This window comes from Limosilactobacillus fastidiosus, from assembly GCF_014145505.1.
GTDB lineage: Bacteria > Bacillota > Bacilli > Lactobacillales > Lactobacillaceae > Limosilactobacillus > Limosilactobacillus fastidiosus.
Map to the genome: position 1 here is coordinate 19,551 of NZ_JACIUZ010000019.1, position 16,726 is coordinate 36,276.

Here is a 16,726-nt window from a genome sequence, read left to right on the forward strand (position 1 = left end):
CTCCTCCGTAACCTTAAAGATTCTAGTGATTTTCAACTTTGTATCCAACACCCCAAACAGTTTGGATAACTTTTTCACCATTAGTTGCTTCTTCAATCTTATCCCGAAGGTGACTAACATGAACCATTACCGTCTTTGCGGAAACAACACTTTCTTGTTGCCATACCCGTTCAAAGATGTCATCAGCAGAAAAGACACGGTTGGGGTGACTAGCTAGAAGGTAAAGGATTCCAAATTCTAGTGCAGTCAGTTGAATAGTATCACCCTTAATCGTCTTCACTTCATGAGAATCCTTGTTAATTGTCAATGGCCCAACATTCAAAATATCAGGAGTATCATTCGTTACTTCACCCCGACTTCGCCGCAAAAGTGACTTCACTCGCGCCATTACTTCAAGGGGGTTAAATGGTTTTGTAACATAGTCATCGGCTCCGCTAATTAACCCCTGAATCTTATCCATATCTGCAGTCTTCGCAGAAAGAACCAGAATAGGAATATCTGAATCCTTCCGCACCTGCTTGATTACTTGCATCCCATCCATTTCAGGCATCATTAAATCAAGAATTATTAACCCAATATCAGGATTAGTATTTAACTTTGTCAAGGCTTCTTTACCATTATATGCAGTAACTGGCTCGTAGCCTTCATTGCGAATGTAAATTTCTAGTAACTGAACGATTTCTTTATCATCATCAACTACTAATATCTTCATTTTATCCACCCCTTAAATTTTTCTTACTAATTTACTATTATAAGCGTTTCCCGATTTCAACGGTGCTATTTTCCAGAATAGTTTAAAGAAATTTATAATGAGAAGCTGGGAATTAACCTTCTCGAGAGCCTGGTTGGCTAACCGACTCTGGTTAATCCCCTCTATAAGTCGGAAAACATTAATAATAAATAAAGGCTGAAAAACAAACCGTTTTTCCAGCCTCTCCATGTTTAACTATTCATTATTAAAATCTATTCTCCAGAATCAAGACTAACTGGATCAAGGCCAAGATTCTTTCGTAATGTATTCGAAACCTGTTGTCGTTCATTATATGAAACATCCTGATAGGCTTGACCATCAGAATCATCATCAGTCCCTTGAACGTGGCCCTGTTGAATATTTTTCGTTGCTTTTCGGTAAGACTTTGCAAGAGTCATCATATCATTAAAGGTTAGATCGGTTTTAGCATTTTTCGAAATCGTCTTCAAAAATTTTTGATTAAGAACCGTCTTATAAGATGCGGACTTCTTTAACAATGCCATAATGACCATCTTCTGCCGTTGTTGACGCCCATAATCCCCTTGTGGATCATCGTACCGCATCCGGCAAAATTTCAATGCTTTCGTCCCGTTCATATGTTCAGGAACACCCTTGGTAAATGAATACCCTTCATAAGTAAAGGTTAACGGTGAAGTAACCGTTACTCCACCTACTTGGTTAATTGCCTGCTTCATGCCCGCCATATTTACTAAAGCATAAAAATCAATCGGGATATTGAAATATTTCTGAACGGTGTTGATCGTTTCCTTCGTCCCACCATATGTATAGGCTGCATTAATCTTTGCTGGTGATTCATCGGCATAACCTGGCAAATTAACCTTCATGTCTCGCGGAATACTCATTAAAATTGTTTTCTTGGTCTGCGGATTAATCGTCATTACCATGATCGTATCTGTCCGTCCCTTATAAGTTCGTCCAAGATCACCGGTATCCGTTCCTAATAAGAGGATTGATACCGGCCGTTTTTGAGAAAGAACTTTTTGGGCATTCCGCTCCTTATTTGCCCCTGATGAAGTAAACATCTGATCACTCGTTTGTTTTGCGTTAAACCAGGCAAGCCCACCAAAAATTATGGCAATAACCAAAAGAATTAGGATAAGAATCCAAAAAGTTTTTTTACCCCAGTGACGTTGCGGTCCATCACTATTACCATTATGGATTTGTCGCTGATACTCAGCACGAGTTAACGGAAATTTATTATCTGATTGACTATCCATACTTTTCTCCCCAAATTAACTATTTCAAAATTATAAATTGATTCTAACACGATCACCGAATGAAAACACTTTTTACTAATAATTTATTTCCACACAAAAAGGATTCCGAAAATCAGCAAGCTAAACTCTGGAATCCTTTTTCATCTTTTTTACTTATAGTTTGGAGCTGCCTTAGTAATTTGAACATCATGTGGGTGTGATTCACGAAGACCAGCGTTGGTAATTTGAACAAATTGGGCATTCTCAATCATGGTTGGGATATCAGGGGCACCAACATATCCCATCCCTGAACGGAGACCACCATCGATTTGGAAGAGAACATCCGCAACGTCACCCTTGTATGGAACACGAGCTTCAATTCCTTCTGGAACCAACTTATTAGCTTCGTTAACACCACCTTGGAAATACCGATCTGAAGAGCCATGAGATTGTGCCATTGCACCAACAGATCCCATTCCACGGTAAGCCTTGTATTTCTTTCCGTTATCTTCGTAAATATCCCCAGGTGCTTCAGTAGTACCAGATAACATTCCACCAAGCATAACAGCATTTCCACCAGCTGCGAGAGCCTTAACAACATCACCAGAGTACTTAATTCCTCCATCAGCAATGATTGGCTTACCATATTCGCGAGCTACTTGAGCGGCATCATAAATGGCAGTGATTTGAGGAACACCAACCCCAGCGACAACTCGAGTAGTACAAATAGAACCAGGTCCAATTCCAACTTTAACAACATCAACTCCAGCATCATAAAGAGCTTTCGTAGCTGATGCTGTAGCAACGTTTCCGGCAATTAAAGTTACATCTGGGAAGTGATCACGAATTTCTTTAATTTTCCGTAAAACACCAGCAGAATGACCGTGAGCAGTGTCAATTACGATTGCATCTGCCCCAGCGTCCAATAATGCTTGAGCCCGTTCAAACGTGTCACTAGTCACACCTACAGCAGCAGCACAAAGTAAATGGTGTTGATCATCAACCGCAGCCTTAGTTGCACTTGCGGGAACAACTACACTCTTAACGTTAGCAACTTCCCCTGCTTGGGCTTGGATGGACATATTCTTATGAACCACTCCAAGTCCACCTTGTAATGCCATCGCGATTGCCATTGCTCCTTCAGTAACAGTATCCATTCCGGCACTAATAATCGGAATATTTAACTTAATGTTATCGGCTAATTTTGTACTAAGGTCAACCTCATTGGGTAAAACGTGACTTTCTGCAGGAATCAGAAGGACATCATCGAACGTTAAACCCTTCTTGACAAACTTAGTATCCCAATTTGACATGTGACTAGACACTCCTTTTTCGAATTTAGATTAGCTATACTTTACTAGCTATCATTCGAAAAATCAACAAAGTATTTAAAATATCCGTAAATTTAACGATTATTTTCCGAAATCTAAGAACATTATCGAACGTTACCCAATAAATAAACGGGTTTTTCGCAAAAAGTTCGGCGATTATTTAATCTTATTATCCATTTAAATGAAAATATCCGACTTCTCTTTAAACAAAAAAGCTCGCGAATAAATCACGAACTTTTTTAAATTACTTACGTCGATTACCATAAAAGGAACCCGTAACGTGGTATTTCCGCCGAAAAACAAGGTCACCGATAAAGGTAATTACCCCAAGAATAATATATGCCCAAGCATTTAAACGAGGGTTGATAGCGTTAGGGAGTAAGCTTGATGCCATATAAACAGCCAACCAAACCACTAACCCAAAAGCAACGGTTAAGATCCGGAACCAGAGGGGCTTAGCTTGTACCCACTTACCATTTTTCTTGACCGGCTGTAATTGTGAAGCAACATAGCCAAACAATAACCCACCAGAAACAGCAACCAGGATAATTGCCAAGAGACCACTACTCCCATAATGTGCCATCTTCATCGCAGCTGGGGAAATCCAGAACATAATACCAAACATAAAGGTAAAGATACTAAAGAAGATCAGCATATTGTCAATTGAAAGTAACTTAATTGATTGTTTGGTCATATGATTGACTTGCTTGTTCTTCTTTGGATCCTTTAAATTCTTAACATATTCGGTTGGTGTTCCAAATAATGCCTTGGCAGTTTTACCAGCCTTTTGACCTTCTTTAAGTTGGGTAATTGTATCCTGAATAATTTCGGGACGTTTTTCTTTAGCAACTCCTTGACGTTCAAGTTGCTTATTTAATTGAAAAACGAACTCCTCGTTTTTTCTTGTTAAATTATGCTTACTAATTTCATTTCCTGCTTCACGCCGGTCTTCTTTTAAGTGTTCTTTTTGTCGTTGACCAGCTTGAGCATTTCGTGGTTGGTTTTCGCTCACGATGAAACTCCTCTCTTATTGTGGTGATGTGGTATTGGGCAATAGTGCTACACTTCGCCTGATAGTTTTACACAATACAGTCGAAACGTACTCGCACTCTAATTAAACGTTAAACCTAAATTCCACAATGTCGCCATCTTGCATGACGTAATCCTTACCTTCAAGACGAAGCTTACCTGCTTCCTTAACTGCAGCTTCAGATCCTAACTTATCAAGATCATCAAAGCTCATTACTTCGGCCCGAATAAAACCACGCTCAAAGTCAGAGTGAATGATTCCGGCTGCCTGTGGTGCCTTGGTACCCTTCTTGAATGTCCACGCCCGGGTTTCAGGGCCACCCGCAGTAAAGAAGGTTTCAAGACCTAAGAGCTTATAAGCAGCCCGAATCAACCGGTTCAAACCAGGTTCCTTAACTCCTTCCATTTCAAGGAAATCAGCCTTATCTGCTTCGTCCATTTCAGCAATTTGTTCTTCGGCAGCTGCGGCAACACCAATGACTTCACCATCATCTTTAACGTGTTCCTTAATTTGGTCCATGTACTTGTTAGCGTCAGGATCAGCCATGTCATCTTCAGAGATGTTGGCAACATAAAGAACTGGCTTACTGGTAAGTAAAAAGAGTCCTTTAACGATTTTCTTTTCATCATCGTTAAAATCAATTGAACGAACACTCTTCCCATCTTCCAGAACTGGCTTGATCTTGTTTAAAACGTCTAATTCAGCCAATGCTTCTTTATCACGTCCCTTGGCTGCACGTTGAACCTTAGCTAAACGCTTGTTAACAGCATCTAAGTCGGCCATTACTAATTCCAAATTAATGGTATCAATATCTTCGATTGGGTCAACTTTCCCAGTAACACTTGTGATGTCATTATCATCAAAGGCGCGCACAACATGAACAATCGCATCAGTTTGACGAATATTTTCCAAGAACTTATTTCCAAGTCCTTCACCTTTACTAGCACCCTTTACAATCCCGGCAATATCAGTAAATTCAAATGTTGTTGGCACAATCTTCTTTGCTGGAATGATTTCATCAATTCGTTGAAGACGACTATCAGGAACTTCAACCATCCCCACATTCGGATCAATTGTTGCAAATGGGTAGTTGGCCATTTCAGCCCCAGCTTTAGTAATTGCGTTAAATAAGGTTGACTTACCAACGTTTGGTAACCCAACAATCCCTGCAGTTAATGACATAAGTTGTTCACTTTCCTTTTTATTTAATATTTTTAGTAATTAATCTTCCGAATTTGCGGCTTTTTCGAGGACCTTTTTAAAACCCTTATCGAACTTTTGCCGCGTCATCATTACGATGTGACCACAACCAGTGCATTGAATCTTAATATCAGCACCGACACGTGTGATTAACCACCGATTGGTACCACACGGATGTTGCTTCTTCATCATTACAATATCGCCCTTATCATATGCAGCCATCAGTGATTATCCTCCCTAATCTAATGAAATATTCAAAACTTCTAAAATTCGGTTAAAGTCATCGGCAGAACTATACGGAATTTCAATTTTACCCGCGTTTTTCTTTCTACTTGGCGCAACCGCAACCTTTGTCCCAAACTTACTCTGTAATTGTGACTCAGCTTCACGAACATAGGCTGGCTTACGTTGGCGACGCTTAGTCCGCTTCTTTTCAGCAGTTCCATTCATCTGTGCAACTAATTCTTCAAGCTGACGGACAGTCAAGTTCTCTTCTACCGCCTGCTTAGCAAGTTTAACTAATTGCTTACGATCTTTCAAACCTAATAATGTCCGTGCCTGTCCCATTGAAAGCTTGCCAGCAGAAACTAATTCCTTAATTTCATTTGGTAAACCTAATAACCGTAAATAATTAGCAATGTATGGCCGGCTCTTCCCAAGTCGCTCAGCAACCTGTGCTTGAGTTAATGAAAGCCTATCCATTAGTGTTTGGTAAGCTTGGGCCTCTTCTAAAGGAGTTAAATCCTCTCGCTGAAGGTTTTCTAGAACGGCAACTTCCATCATCTTTTCGTCGCTCATTTGTCGGATAATTGCCGGAATTGTTTCTTGATGAGCTAATTTTGAGGCCCGGAACCGCCGTTCACCAGCAATTAGTTCATAGCGTTTTAGCTTTGGATCCGGCTGACGAATGATAATTGGTTGGAAGACACCTGATTCCTGAATTGATGATGCTAATTCTCGGAGTGCCTTTTGATCAAAGGTCCGCCGTGGTTGATATGGATTGGGCCGTATCAAGGACAACTTAACATCCTGAACGGTTTCGTTATCATTAATCTCGTTTAAATCATTCTCTTCAAAGAGCGCCTCAATTCCCCGTCCTAATCCGCTTTGCTTATTTTTCGCCATGGCGTGCTAACACTTCCTTTGCTAATTGTTGGTAAACTTTCGCCCCCGTTGATCGCTTATCGTAATCAACAATTGCTTGTCCATGACTTGGTGCTTCAGATAAACGAACGTTACGTGGAATGATCGTTTCGTAAACCTGGTCACCAAAGTACTTCTTCACTTCTGCATTAACTTGTTGCCCCAGGTTTGTCCGCTTATCATACATCGTCAATAAGACTCCCTCAACCTTTAAATCAGAATTGAAGTGCTTCCGAACCAACTTAATCGTATTCAACAGCTGACTCAGTCCTTCAAGGGCATAGTATTCACTCTGAACCGGAATCAAAATTGAGTCGCAGGCAGTAAAGGCATTGATCGTCAATAGTCCAAGTGAAGGCGGACAGTCAATTATAATATAGTCATATTCATCCCGAACATCCCCAAAAGCATCCTTTAACCGGGTTTCTCGGGCCATTAAGTTTGTTAATTCAACTTCCGCACCAGAAAGGGCAATTGTTGTTGGGACAATATCTAAGCCCTCATGACTTGACTTCATAATCACGTCTTTTAATTCAACATCATTGATTAAGACATCATAAACACTTTCATCAATATCCTTTTTATCGACTCCTAAACCACTCGTTGCATTTCCTTGAGGGTCTAAGTCAATCAGGAGAACTTTCTTGCCGGCATCCGCTAGACAAGCCCCTAAGTTCACACTCGTCGTAGTCTTCCCAACGCCACCTTTTTGGTTAGCTAACGCAATAACATAACCCATTTTTCTCCCTCCTACTGCTTCTTCGGAATTTCAATGACTAATTGGTAGGTATCGTCATTATCCTTTTCATGAGTTGTAATGGTAAATCCGTTATCAGTAGCCAGTTTAATTGACTTCTTAATGGTGTTTAAAGCTAAGCGACCATCACTAGCCTTACTTGATCGTTTGCTTGTACTTGCTTTTTTATGCTGTTTATTAGCCTTTACCTTTTTCTTTGGTTTTTCTTGGCTCGGGATCTTTAATGATTCCTCTACTTCAATTTCTTCTGTCGGTGTTCCCTCAAGATCAGCAAGTTCTTGACGCTTCTTTTCAGCCCGTTGCTTAGCTAATTCAGACGGTAACGGTCGTCCCAGAGTCTTAGCAACCTCATCTTCAGTTTGACGAACAGTTAATCGTTCATTAACAACCCGCATTAACATTTCGCGTTGTTGCTTTTCATCTAAGTCCAACATTGCCCGACCATGCCGTTCTGAAATACGGTGATCAAGGATTGCGGTTTGAACTGGTTTAATTAATTTCAGTAATCGTAACTTATTCGCAACAAATGACTGGCTCTTCCCCATTCCCTTTGCCAAGGCAGATTGGGTCAAGTGGTTTAAGTCCATTAATTGACGATAAGCTTGAGCTTCTTCAATCGAACTCAATTGGGAACGTTGAAGATTTTCAATCAAAGCTAAGGAAGCAGTTTCCTTATCACTCATCTTCTCAACAATCGCCGGAACCGTTTCCCAGTTCAATAATTTCACAGCTCGGTAACGACGCTCTCCTGCAATAATTTCATACTTTGCTGATTCATATTCACGGACAACGATTGGTTGCAACAAGCCATGTTCATCAATCGTTTGTGCTAATTCACGAATTCCATCTTGATCAAACACCTTCCGTGGCTGATAACGGTTGGGAATAATTTGTTCAACCTTTATTTCAACAACCTTATTCTTCGTATCGCCAGAATGATCTTTACCGATACCGAATAATGAAAAAGCCATTTTCTCTCCCTCACTTTTATTGAATTGGTTTCTTATTTGGTAATCCTGGACGCCGCGGGAACTTTTTTGGCGTCGGTGCAACTTTATCGATCACAATAATATTTCGTTCCTCATCAGTTCCTGGTAATTCAAGTTTTACGGTTTTCCGGATTTTTCCGCCAAGTTTTTTTATCGCGGTACCACCCTGTTGTATTTCTTCAGTAGCAGCACTAGCCTTGTAAGCAATAAATTCACCGCCTATCTTCGCTACTGGCAAACATAATTCACTGAGAACCGCTAACCGCGCAACTGCGCGCGCTGTCACAATATCATATTGCTCACGATAGTCACTCTTCTTATCACTAAACGTTTCTGCCCGGTCATGGACAAGGATAACATCTGTCAATCCTAAGTTAGCAACTAACTCTTGAAGGAAGGTAATCCGTTTATTTAGGGAATCAACGATTGTGATCTTTAATTGAGGAAAGGCAATCTTCAAGGGAATCGAAGGAAAACCTGCCCCAGCACCGATATCACAAACTGTTAGTTCGTCAGTCATCAACTTTGGTTCCGCAAAGGCCCCGCTAATGGAATCAAAGAAGTGCTTAAGATAAACTTCATTTTTTTCAGTAATTCGCGTTAAGTTAACATGCTCGTTGGTTGCGACTAACAAGTCGTAGTAATCAGCAAACTGTTTCATTTGTGACTCACTAAGGTTTATTCCGTGATCCACAAGCGCCTGCCGAAATTGTTCTGGATTCATTTTAGCTTCTCCTTTCGTGAAACAATTTTGTTTCACGTCTTTTACTACTGTAACTTAATCCTCAACGTTTTTCAAGGGGTTTTAAAAGAGAGTGTATGCCGTGATGAACTAACAGTCGAGCACTAAGAAAGTCCGGACGATAATTGTTTCACAATTAAGGGACGGGATAGTTAGGCGGAGATCGCGGTCACAGTGAACTTTTTTCAACTATGTTATCCTCTTTAAACCAAAGAAAGAGACCAGCTGACAACCGCTAGTCCCTCGCCCCTGCCAAGGATCATCATTCTATAATTTTTATTAAATTGATGCAATCAATCTGCTACTTAATCACTTTTCTAACTAATAATCACAGTAAATGTATTAAAAGGGCTCATGTCATGGTAGAATCTGTTAAAATTGGTAACTTAGACTAAGAACCAATGCGGTTATCAGTTACTACATTTTCCGGATTTTAAATCACTAGCTAGCAAAAAGACGGCAACGAACCCATTCGTTGCCGCTTTTTTATTCATTCTTACTTCCCAAGCCAAGCATTGCTAAGAAACTTTTTCCAAGAACCCCTGATTGTTTCTTCGGTTTACGGTGAACACGACTAACCCTTGAAGAATGACGACTCTTTGTATAGGCCTGCGTGGACCGGTGTTGTTCAGCCTTCAGCTTAGTTCGCTCTCCATGTTGAACCTTGGGACCATTCCATTCAACCTTCGGTAGTTTTCTTTCGGTTTCGTCATTTTCTGGTTCTGTAAAAATTGGTTCAACCTTTTCCGCCGCATCTTCTTGCGGATGCGGTGGCTGCGCTACAGTCGTTTGAGATCGTTCTACTGACCCTGCAACATTCGTTTTAAACTGCTCGTTAAGTTTTTCATCCAATGAACTGCTATGGGTAAGTGACTGTTTCTCGCTGATTAGCGTTTCTGATTCACTCCCTGGTGCCAAGGAAATCGAATTAGCATCCAACTCTTGTTGCAACTTTTCAATTTCCATATTAAGTGATGTCATGTCGTCTACAGAATCAGCTAGGCTCGCGACATTTGCTTGTATTCCTGAACTTTCAGATGTTTCCGTTACCACAGAAGTCGAGGTTGCAAGTGAGAAACTTTGAATATTACTAGTCTTTGAGCTCACATTACTTTCTTGTGATTCTGATACACCACTATCAGCAACAGGCGGAATTATACTTTGTACTGTAATTTTTGGCCTTGTAGAACCTGATGCTGGCACTTCAGTTTTAACCGGTTCTTGCAACTTTGTATTACCATGAATTTCAAAAACCGGTTGAACACCAGTTGGTTCATGACTGCCATCAACTAACTTCTCATCTGTTACTGCAGAAACAGCTTGCTTCTTTTTTATAGAAAAGACTGGCATTGTTGCTGGAGAACTTTCGGCACTTGTATTCCCCACTACCTTAGTACTATTAATCTCAAATGAAATCTTTTTCTTAACGCTCTTGTTGTCACTATCTGAACCGTTATTATTCACAGCGATTGACCTCCTGGTGATTTCTACCCTCTAGTATATTCTACCATTATTCCAGAAACAAAAAGAGTCTCCAAGAGATTCTTGAAGATTCTTCTAGCTTATTTTGGACTTATTATTAAAAAGAGATCATTTTTATAGAGTATTTCATTAAAGCAGAATTTTAACTTAAACAAGTTCAAGGTGCAATTGACGATCACCGATCAAGCCAGCACGCTTCATGAAGAGGTAAACCATTACTGAAAGTACAGCTGGGGCCACAACTCCAAACGCCATATAAGTACCAAACTGGGCCCAGCCTCGTGAAAGGTATGCAATTGGCGCAATCAGTGAGTTCAAGCCAAGGCCACCGAGAGTATACGTTGAGCGAAATCCGAAGACCACGGTAGCAAGTGGCGCGCAGACCGCTGCAGAAACAACTGACGGCACAAGTAGGTAAGGATTGATCAACAAGTTAGGGAATTGTACTTTAGGCGTGACCAGGCCTTGAGCAATATTTGCGCCAAGATCATTTTGTCGCCAAGACATTGCAGTAAAGGCCACAAATTGTGCTGTTGTTCCAATTAGAGCAGCTGCAGATGAAATTGGATCAAGCGTTAACGCCACTGCCAACGCTGCTGAGGATGCTGGTGTCATCAGAAATAGGGCCCAAACCACTGAAATTACGACTGAACCCAGAACCGGGGAAACTTGCATTGTTTTAGCGATGTAGGCTGAAACTGCCAATAAAGCCGGAGTAACGACTGCCGCTACCATCAAACCAAATCCAATTCCGACTGCTAATGCACCAAATGGTACCAGCACCATATCTAATGGTGTTTTTCCTGTTAAATACTTACCAACCAATACCGCGACTACTGCCGCTAAAACTGCAGAAACTGGTTGGCCGGTTGTAAAGAGCGGTGAGCCAACAGCAGATACCGCTGCTTGCCCAGTGGCAGTTGCTCCATTAACTGCACCCGATGTGAAATGGACCGCATTAGCACCCACGGTTGAAGAAATCATTGCAGCAAAGGTAACCAAGGTATTAGTGTTCATTTGGGACGCAACTGCAACCCCGATCGCAGGCGCCAAGAGGACCTGAGCTTCTGCCCCGACTAATGTCAGAACGTGAATCCCTGTCAAGTTACCCACGGTTTGTACTAATAATCCGCCTCCAAGAACAACTAAAATAGCATTAGCCACCGCCGCAAAAATTCGGTAAGCCACCTCTTTAACTCGTGATGAGTTAGCATAAGTCGCTTGTGCTTCACTAGTCGTATTTACTCGACTTTCCATCATTAACGCCTCCTTAAATAATTTTTTATTTATAATGATTGATTGTTATTTTACGAAAGGGATCACTAAAGGTCAATCTTTTTCTAATTATTTTCTAATTTAATTTTAATTATTATGTTGAAATATTTATAAGCCATTTAAAAAGCGCTACCAAACTTTTAAAATAAAAGGCGGAGACTTATTTCAAGTCTCCGTACTTCCGTTGAAGGGATAATTGGGTAATGTATTTTGTATCAAGATCCATTAGATTGTATTCTGCAGTTCTTCAATGGAAGAACTAAACTGAGATTATTATCGTAAGGGCTCTGTAGGTATGGCCTAATTAAATACTTAGCTTAAAACATGCTTTTCAGGGAAACTAAATTGCTTTCATGTGGAGTGGGGTGTGTCTTTGTTAACTTTTCGCAGATTAATATCTACATACTTCAAAGTAGTTTATTATGAGAAGATGTTTGTTGAAATTACCTAATATCCCTTCACTTCTTTAGTATAATCTCAGAAAGTGTAAAATCAAGTCAGCAGCGTCACACCAGCATTCTAAGCGGTTTCACTAACCGGACATTTATACATTATTCGTCTTAATAATCTTAAATAAAAATCCATTTTTTACCTTTCAGGATCATAAAAACTCAGGAAAAATTTCCTGAGTTTTTCTTAACCACAACTAATAGTTTTCAAATTTTCAAGGTCTAATTACGAAAAAGTTAATTCTTGGCTTCTTCTATTCTTTATTCTTCTTCAAGCTGTATCCCCATGCAAGAGCAACGAAGATAATAACGGAAAGGATGAGTGGAATCCGGGTAGAATCGATAAAGAGTAGGATAACAAGAACAGCCAGGAAGAAGATAATCGTCAACCAACTAGTAATTGGGTATCCTGGCATCATGAAGTAACTAACCCCTTCTGGATTTTTTTGCCGGTACTTAATATGAGCAAATAAGATAATAATCCAAGTAAAAATAAAGGTAATCGTGGAAATTCCGGCAATTACATCGAAGATTCCAGCTGGCATTATGTAGTTCAAGATAACGGTAATAAAAAGGATAACCGATGAGAACGTCAAGGCCCGATTAGGAACGGCCTTAGCACTTAATTCACCAAATCGCTTTGGTGCATTACCACTCCGCGAAAGTGAATAAAGTGAACGGCTTGTACTGAAAATTGCACTGTTCGTTGCAGACATTGCTGCGGTCAATACCACAAAGTTGATGATCCCGGCAGCACCAGGAAGCCCAATTGCGGCGAATACTTGAACAAATGGACTAGAAGTTGTCTTAATCTGTGTCCATGGGTAAATTACCATCATCGCAATCATCGAACCGATATAGAACAAACCAATCCGGACTGGCAAGGTATTGATTGCCTTTGGAATATCCTTTTGGGGGTTCTTTGTTTCACCCGCAGTCAAACCAACCATTTCAATCCCCACAAAGGCAAAGACAACCATTTGGAAGGACATTAAGAATCCCATGGGGCCGGTTGGGAAAAAGCCCCCATGATTTACTAAGTTACTTAACTCAACAGTTCGGTTTTCGATATGACTATGCATCAAGAGCATTACCGCACCAACGACGATTAATACCAGAATCGCAATTACTTTAATCATCGAGAACCAACTTTCCAGTTCACCGAATAATCCAACGTTAACCATGTTGACCAGCATTAGCAGCACCACAATTGCCAGTGGTCCGACCCATTGTGGTAGACTCGGGAACCAGTACTTTAAGTAGATCCCGGTAGCGGTCAAGTCGGCCATTGCTAACGTTAGCCAGCAAGCCCAATACATCCATCCGGCTACGAATTCCATCCGATCACCCAGGTATTCCTTAACAGAATCAATAAATGAGTGTTTCGAAGTATCGGCGAGAATTAATTCCCCTAACGCACGCATCATAAAGAAGCAAAAGACACCGACGATTAGGTACGAAAGAATGATCGCTGGGCCGGCTTGTTGGATCGCTTTCCCCGAACCAAGAAAAAGTCCGGTCCCGATCGCACCCCCGATGGCAATCATCGTTACATGTCGGCTCTTTAACGAGCGTTTGAGCTTTTGTTGCTGTTCGTCCATAATCTGCCTCCTTAAATTAAAGATCTTTTGCATATATCGCTTTCAAAAAAAGGACGTCCCTGGTCATTACACCAGGGACGTCCTTTTAACGCGGTTCCACCCATCTTTATAGTTCAACTTAATGAACTACCTCTCAGTTGATAAAGGAACCACCCATTTCAAACGTACATGCCATGATGCTAGCCCCAAATTTCAGCGATTATCGGGATCTCTGTCTGCTAACATTAAAGATTACTCATAATTATAATGATTTTAGTGCTAATGTCAAACGTTTTTCTTAATTTTTATTCAATCTTTCGGCTTTTGAAAGCCCCGCCATTCCCTTTGTGCCAATAATCATCTTACTATTTTAAAGTAACATTAAACATTCAACACTTTTCTTAAAAAGTTTTGGGTATCTGGGTGTTGCGGGTGTTCGAAAATCTGGTCCGGCGTTCCTTGCTCACGAATATCGCCATCGTGGAAGAAAACGACCCGATCAGCCACTTGCTTAGCAAAACCCATTTCGTGGGTAACAACAATCATCGTCATCCCTTCCTGAGCTAACTGTTTCATAACTTCCAACACGTCCCCTACCATTTCTGGATCCAAGGCGCTTGTTGGCTCATCAAACAACATCACGTCTGGTTTCATTGCTAATGCTCGGGCAATTGCCACCCGTTGCTGTTGTCCCCCAGAGAGCTTCATCGGGTTAGCACCAGCCTTATCCTCAAGACCGACAAGTTTAAGATAATGTATCGCTGCTTTTTTTGCTTCGTCCCTACTCATCTTCCCTAGTTCTACTGGGGCCAACATAATATTTTGTAAAACATTCATATTCGGAAAAAGGTTAAAGTGCTGGAACACCATTCCAATATTTTGGCGAACCTTATTAATGTCTACCCGGGGATCGGCAATATCATAACCATCAACGTAGACGTGACCGCTATTCGGTTCTTCCAGTTTATTAATGCACCGTAAAAAGGTACTCTTTCCCGAACCAGACGGCCCAATCATACAGACCACTTCACTTGGTTTAACATTGAGGTCAATTCCCTTTAACACTTCGTTATTTCCATAACTCTTGTGTAGGTCCTTAACTTGAACTTTATAACTTTTATCCATCTTAAGCCATCCTCTTCTGTACGTAGTTCGATAACCATGTCAACAGGGTAATGATGATAATGTAAATTGCCGCAATGATTGTCCACATCCTAAACCCTTCCATATTTTGCGAAATGATTACTGTCCCAGTCTGAGTCAACTCCATTACCCCAATTGCAGAAAGGATGGAAGTATCCTTCAAGGTAATGATGAATTGGTTAACAAGTGATGGAACCATCAATTTAAATCCTTGTGGGGCAATCACTTTAATCAAGGCCTTACCATAAGGAAGGCCCAAGCTACGAGCCGCCTCCCATTGACCTTGGCTTACTGATTCAAAGCCACCCTTAACGATGGCACCAATATAGGCCCCTTCATCAAGGGTCAATGTCAGAATACCCGCAAAAAAGAGCGGAACCTTATGTCCAATAACATTTGGAACTCCCATGTAAATAAAGAAGGCCAAAACAATCATTGGGATCCCTCGGAAAATGTAAATCAGGGTGCTGGAAATCGCGTTTACAAACTTATTTTCAACAATTCCTAAAACTCCAAGAAATACCCCAAAGATCATTGCAAAAATAATCCCAACAACCGTTAATTCAATCGTCATCCACAAACCACGGAGTAACGCGTCCCGGTTTGTCTTTAACAACCCTAAAATCGTGTGATCAGCTGCAGTAGTCTTTGTGGCACCATTGCCCTTAGTATACTTTGCAATAATCTCATCCAATTGACCAGTGTCTTTCAACCACTTAATCCCGTCATTAATTTTCTTCTGTAAAGCAAGATTTTTGCCCTTTTGGAAACCAACAGCAATTGGTTGAGCATCAATCGGCTTCTTAGTAACTATTTTAAGTGGCACCCCAGTTTTAATCCCGTATTCCAAAACTGGACCATCATCAAAGGTGGCAGCCGTTCCGCCATTCTTTACATCGTTCCACATAGTGTTAGAGGAATCAAAGTAACGAATCTTGTAGCCATACTTCTTTTGATTCTTTTTCAGGTACAATGCCGCGCTAGTTCCTGACTTAGCAGAAACTGTCTTTCCGCGCAACTGCTTCATTGACTTAATGTTGCTATCTTTTTTTACCGCCATGACAACCCCGTCAGTATAGTACGGCGTCGAGAAGTCGTACTTGGCTTTCCGCTCGTCATTCACACTCATTCCGGCAATCACGGCATCAACCTGACCTGATTCAAGTGCTTGCAAATCTCCGTTAAAGGTCATCGGCTTCAGTTCGTATTTAAAATGTTCATGCTTAGCAATCTTCTTTAGGATTTCAATTTCAATTCCAGGATTCTTACCGGAATAACCACCCTTACTGTCTTGGATTTCGAAAGGTTCAAAGGTGTTATTCGTCGCAAAGGTGTAAGTAGGTTCATTGGCAGAGACCTGCTTAGGTTCTAGAAATTGCCATCCAATTACAATTCCCAGAACTGTAATGCAGGCAGTAATTATTTTTCTCCAATGCTTACTTCGCATCTATACCGACTCCTTTTTTCAATCAAATTTTGACGTTGCTAATACCTTATCATTAGAAAATTAATAAGTGAATGGAATTAAGTTAGTTCCGTGTTTATCCAAGATGTTAGCGGTTTAAACAGATTAAAAAGAAGGCAAGTCAGTATATTTAATTATTTAAATTAAGTGCCCACTATGATTATTATTCTTA

General features: G+C 40.7%; 15 protein-coding genes. All 15 read right to left on the bottom strand.

Features of this window, described 5'->3' with window-relative positions; all coding sequences use genetic code 11:
• Window positions 1-22 precede the first annotated feature (22 nt).
• The 15 genes from H5R64_RS01190 to H5R64_RS01260 all read right to left on the bottom strand — a co-directional run bounded on the left by H5R64_RS01190 (window position 23) and on the right by H5R64_RS01260 (window position 16,536).
• Window positions 23-712, bottom strand: a complete 690-nt coding sequence (locus H5R64_RS01190) for a response regulator transcription factor (RefSeq protein ID WP_182580538.1) — start codon at window positions 710-712, stop codon at window positions 23-25.
• A gap of 251 nt (window positions 713-963) precedes the next feature.
• Complete coding sequence (locus H5R64_RS01195; protein ID WP_182582571.1) at window positions 964-1,989, bottom strand: LCP family protein; 1,026 nt, start codon at window positions 1,987-1,989, stop codon at window positions 964-966.
• A gap of 149 nt (window positions 1,990-2,138) precedes the next feature.
• Complete coding sequence (guaB, locus tag H5R64_RS01200) at window positions 2,139-3,281, bottom strand: IMP dehydrogenase (RefSeq protein ID WP_182580536.1); 1,143 nt, start codon at window positions 3,279-3,281, stop codon at window positions 2,139-2,141.
• A 262-nt stretch (window positions 3,282-3,543) separates the two neighbouring features.
• Window positions 3,544-4,311, bottom strand: a complete 768-nt coding sequence (locus H5R64_RS01205) for a DUF1129 domain-containing protein (RefSeq protein WP_182580535.1) — start codon at window positions 4,309-4,311, stop codon at window positions 3,544-3,546.
• Between the two features lie 102 nt (window positions 4,312-4,413).
• Window positions 4,414-5,511 (bottom strand): redox-regulated ATPase YchF, encoded by a 1,098-nt coding sequence (ychF, locus tag H5R64_RS01210; RefSeq protein WP_182580534.1) that lies wholly within the window; start codon window positions 5,509-5,511, stop codon window positions 4,414-4,416.
• Window positions 5,512-5,550: 39 nt separating this feature from the next.
• Window positions 5,551-5,751, bottom strand: coding sequence for a DUF951 domain-containing protein (locus H5R64_RS01215; protein WP_182580533.1), 201 nt, complete (start codon window positions 5,749-5,751; stop codon window positions 5,551-5,553).
• A 15-nt stretch (window positions 5,752-5,766) separates the two neighbouring features.
• On the bottom strand, window positions 5,767-6,654 hold the full coding sequence (locus tag H5R64_RS01220; RefSeq protein WP_182580532.1) for a ParB/RepB/Spo0J family partition protein: 888 nt from the start codon (window positions 6,652-6,654) through the stop codon (window positions 5,767-5,769).
• Window positions 6,641-7,411 carry a ParA family protein gene (locus tag H5R64_RS01225; RefSeq protein WP_182582573.1) on the bottom strand — a complete coding sequence of 257 codons (771 nt, stop codon included), beginning with the start codon at window positions 7,409-7,411 and terminating at the stop codon, window positions 6,641-6,643. The genes H5R64_RS01220 and H5R64_RS01225 overlap by 14 nt, the downstream gene beginning before the upstream one ends.
• 11 nt (window positions 7,412-7,422) lie before the next feature.
• On the bottom strand, window positions 7,423-8,400 hold the full coding sequence (locus H5R64_RS01230) for a nucleoid occlusion protein (protein WP_182582575.1): 978 nt from the start codon (window positions 8,398-8,400) through the stop codon (window positions 7,423-7,425).
• A 16-nt stretch (window positions 8,401-8,416) separates the two neighbouring features.
• Window positions 8,417-9,142: a 16S rRNA (guanine(527)-N(7))-methyltransferase RsmG gene (gene rsmG / locus H5R64_RS01235; protein WP_182580529.1), complete on the bottom strand. Its 726-nt coding sequence runs from the start codon at window positions 9,140-9,142 to the stop codon at window positions 8,417-8,419.
• Window positions 9,143-9,646: 504 nt separating this feature from the next.
• Entirely contained in the window at window positions 9,647-10,624 is a 978-nt protein-coding gene (locus H5R64_RS01240) for a hypothetical protein (RefSeq protein ID WP_182582577.1), read from the bottom strand.
• Between the two features lie 165 nt (window positions 10,625-10,789).
• Entirely contained in the window at window positions 10,790-11,902 is a 1,113-nt protein-coding gene (locus H5R64_RS01245; protein WP_182582579.1) for a PTS transporter subunit IIC, read from the bottom strand.
• A 718-nt stretch (window positions 11,903-12,620) separates the two neighbouring features.
• Window positions 12,621-13,967 (bottom strand): amino acid permease, encoded by a 1,347-nt coding sequence (locus H5R64_RS01250; RefSeq protein WP_182582581.1) that lies wholly within the window; start codon window positions 13,965-13,967, stop codon window positions 12,621-12,623.
• Window positions 13,968-14,327: 360 nt separating this feature from the next.
• A complete protein-coding gene (locus tag H5R64_RS01255) occupies window positions 14,328-15,071 on the bottom strand; it encodes an amino acid ABC transporter ATP-binding protein (RefSeq protein ID WP_182582583.1) in 744 nt (247 codons plus the stop codon).
• Window position 15,072: 1 nt separating this feature from the next.
• Window positions 15,073-16,536 (bottom strand): ABC transporter substrate-binding protein/permease, encoded by a 1,464-nt coding sequence (locus H5R64_RS01260; protein WP_182580524.1) that lies wholly within the window; start codon window positions 16,534-16,536, stop codon window positions 15,073-15,075.
• Window positions 16,537-16,726 lie beyond the last annotated feature (190 nt).

Bases quoted from the DNA above. Each gene is read 5' to 3' on its own strand.
- H5R64_RS01190 (WP_182580538.1), bottom strand. From the start codon at position 712: ATGAAGATATTAGTAGTTGATGATGATAAAGAAATCGTTCAGTTACTA.
- H5R64_RS01195 (WP_182582571.1), bottom strand. From the start codon at position 1,989: ATGGATAGTCAATCAGATAATAAATTTCCGTTAACTCGTGCTGAGTAT.
- guaB (WP_182580536.1), bottom strand. From the start codon at position 3,281: ATGTCAAATTGGGATACTAAGTTTGTCAAGAAGGGTTTAACGTTCGAT.
- ychF (WP_182580534.1), bottom strand. From the start codon at position 5,511: ATGTCATTAACTGCAGGGATTGTTGGGTTACCAAACGTTGGTAAGTCA.
- H5R64_RS01215 (WP_182580533.1), bottom strand. From the start codon at position 5,751: ATGGCTGCATATGATAAGGGCGATATTGTAATGATGAAGAAGCAACAT.
- H5R64_RS01220 (WP_182580532.1), bottom strand. From the start codon at position 6,654: ATGGCGAAAAATAAGCAAAGCGGATTAGGACGGGGAATTGAGGCGCTC.
- H5R64_RS01225 (WP_182582573.1), bottom strand. From the start codon at position 7,411: ATGGGTTATGTTATTGCGTTAGCTAACCAAAAAGGTGGCGTTGGGAAG.
- H5R64_RS01230 (WP_182582575.1), bottom strand. From the start codon at position 8,400: ATGGCTTTTTCATTATTCGGTATCGGTAAAGATCATTCTGGCGATACG.
- rsmG (WP_182580529.1), bottom strand. From the start codon at position 9,142: ATGAATCCAGAACAATTTCGGCAGGCGCTTGTGGATCACGGAATAAAC.
- H5R64_RS01245 (WP_182582579.1), bottom strand. From the start codon at position 11,902: ATGATGGAAAGTCGAGTAAATACGACTAGTGAAGCACAAGCGACTTAT.
- H5R64_RS01250 (WP_182582581.1), bottom strand. From the start codon at position 13,967: ATGGACGAACAGCAACAAAAGCTCAAACGCTCGTTAAAGAGCCGACAT.
- H5R64_RS01255 (WP_182582583.1), bottom strand. From the start codon at position 15,071: ATGGATAAAAGTTATAAAGTTCAAGTTAAGGACCTACACAAGAGTTAT.
- H5R64_RS01260 (WP_182580524.1), bottom strand. From the start codon at position 16,536: ATGCGAAGTAAGCATTGGAGAAAAATAATTACTGCCTGCATTACAGTT.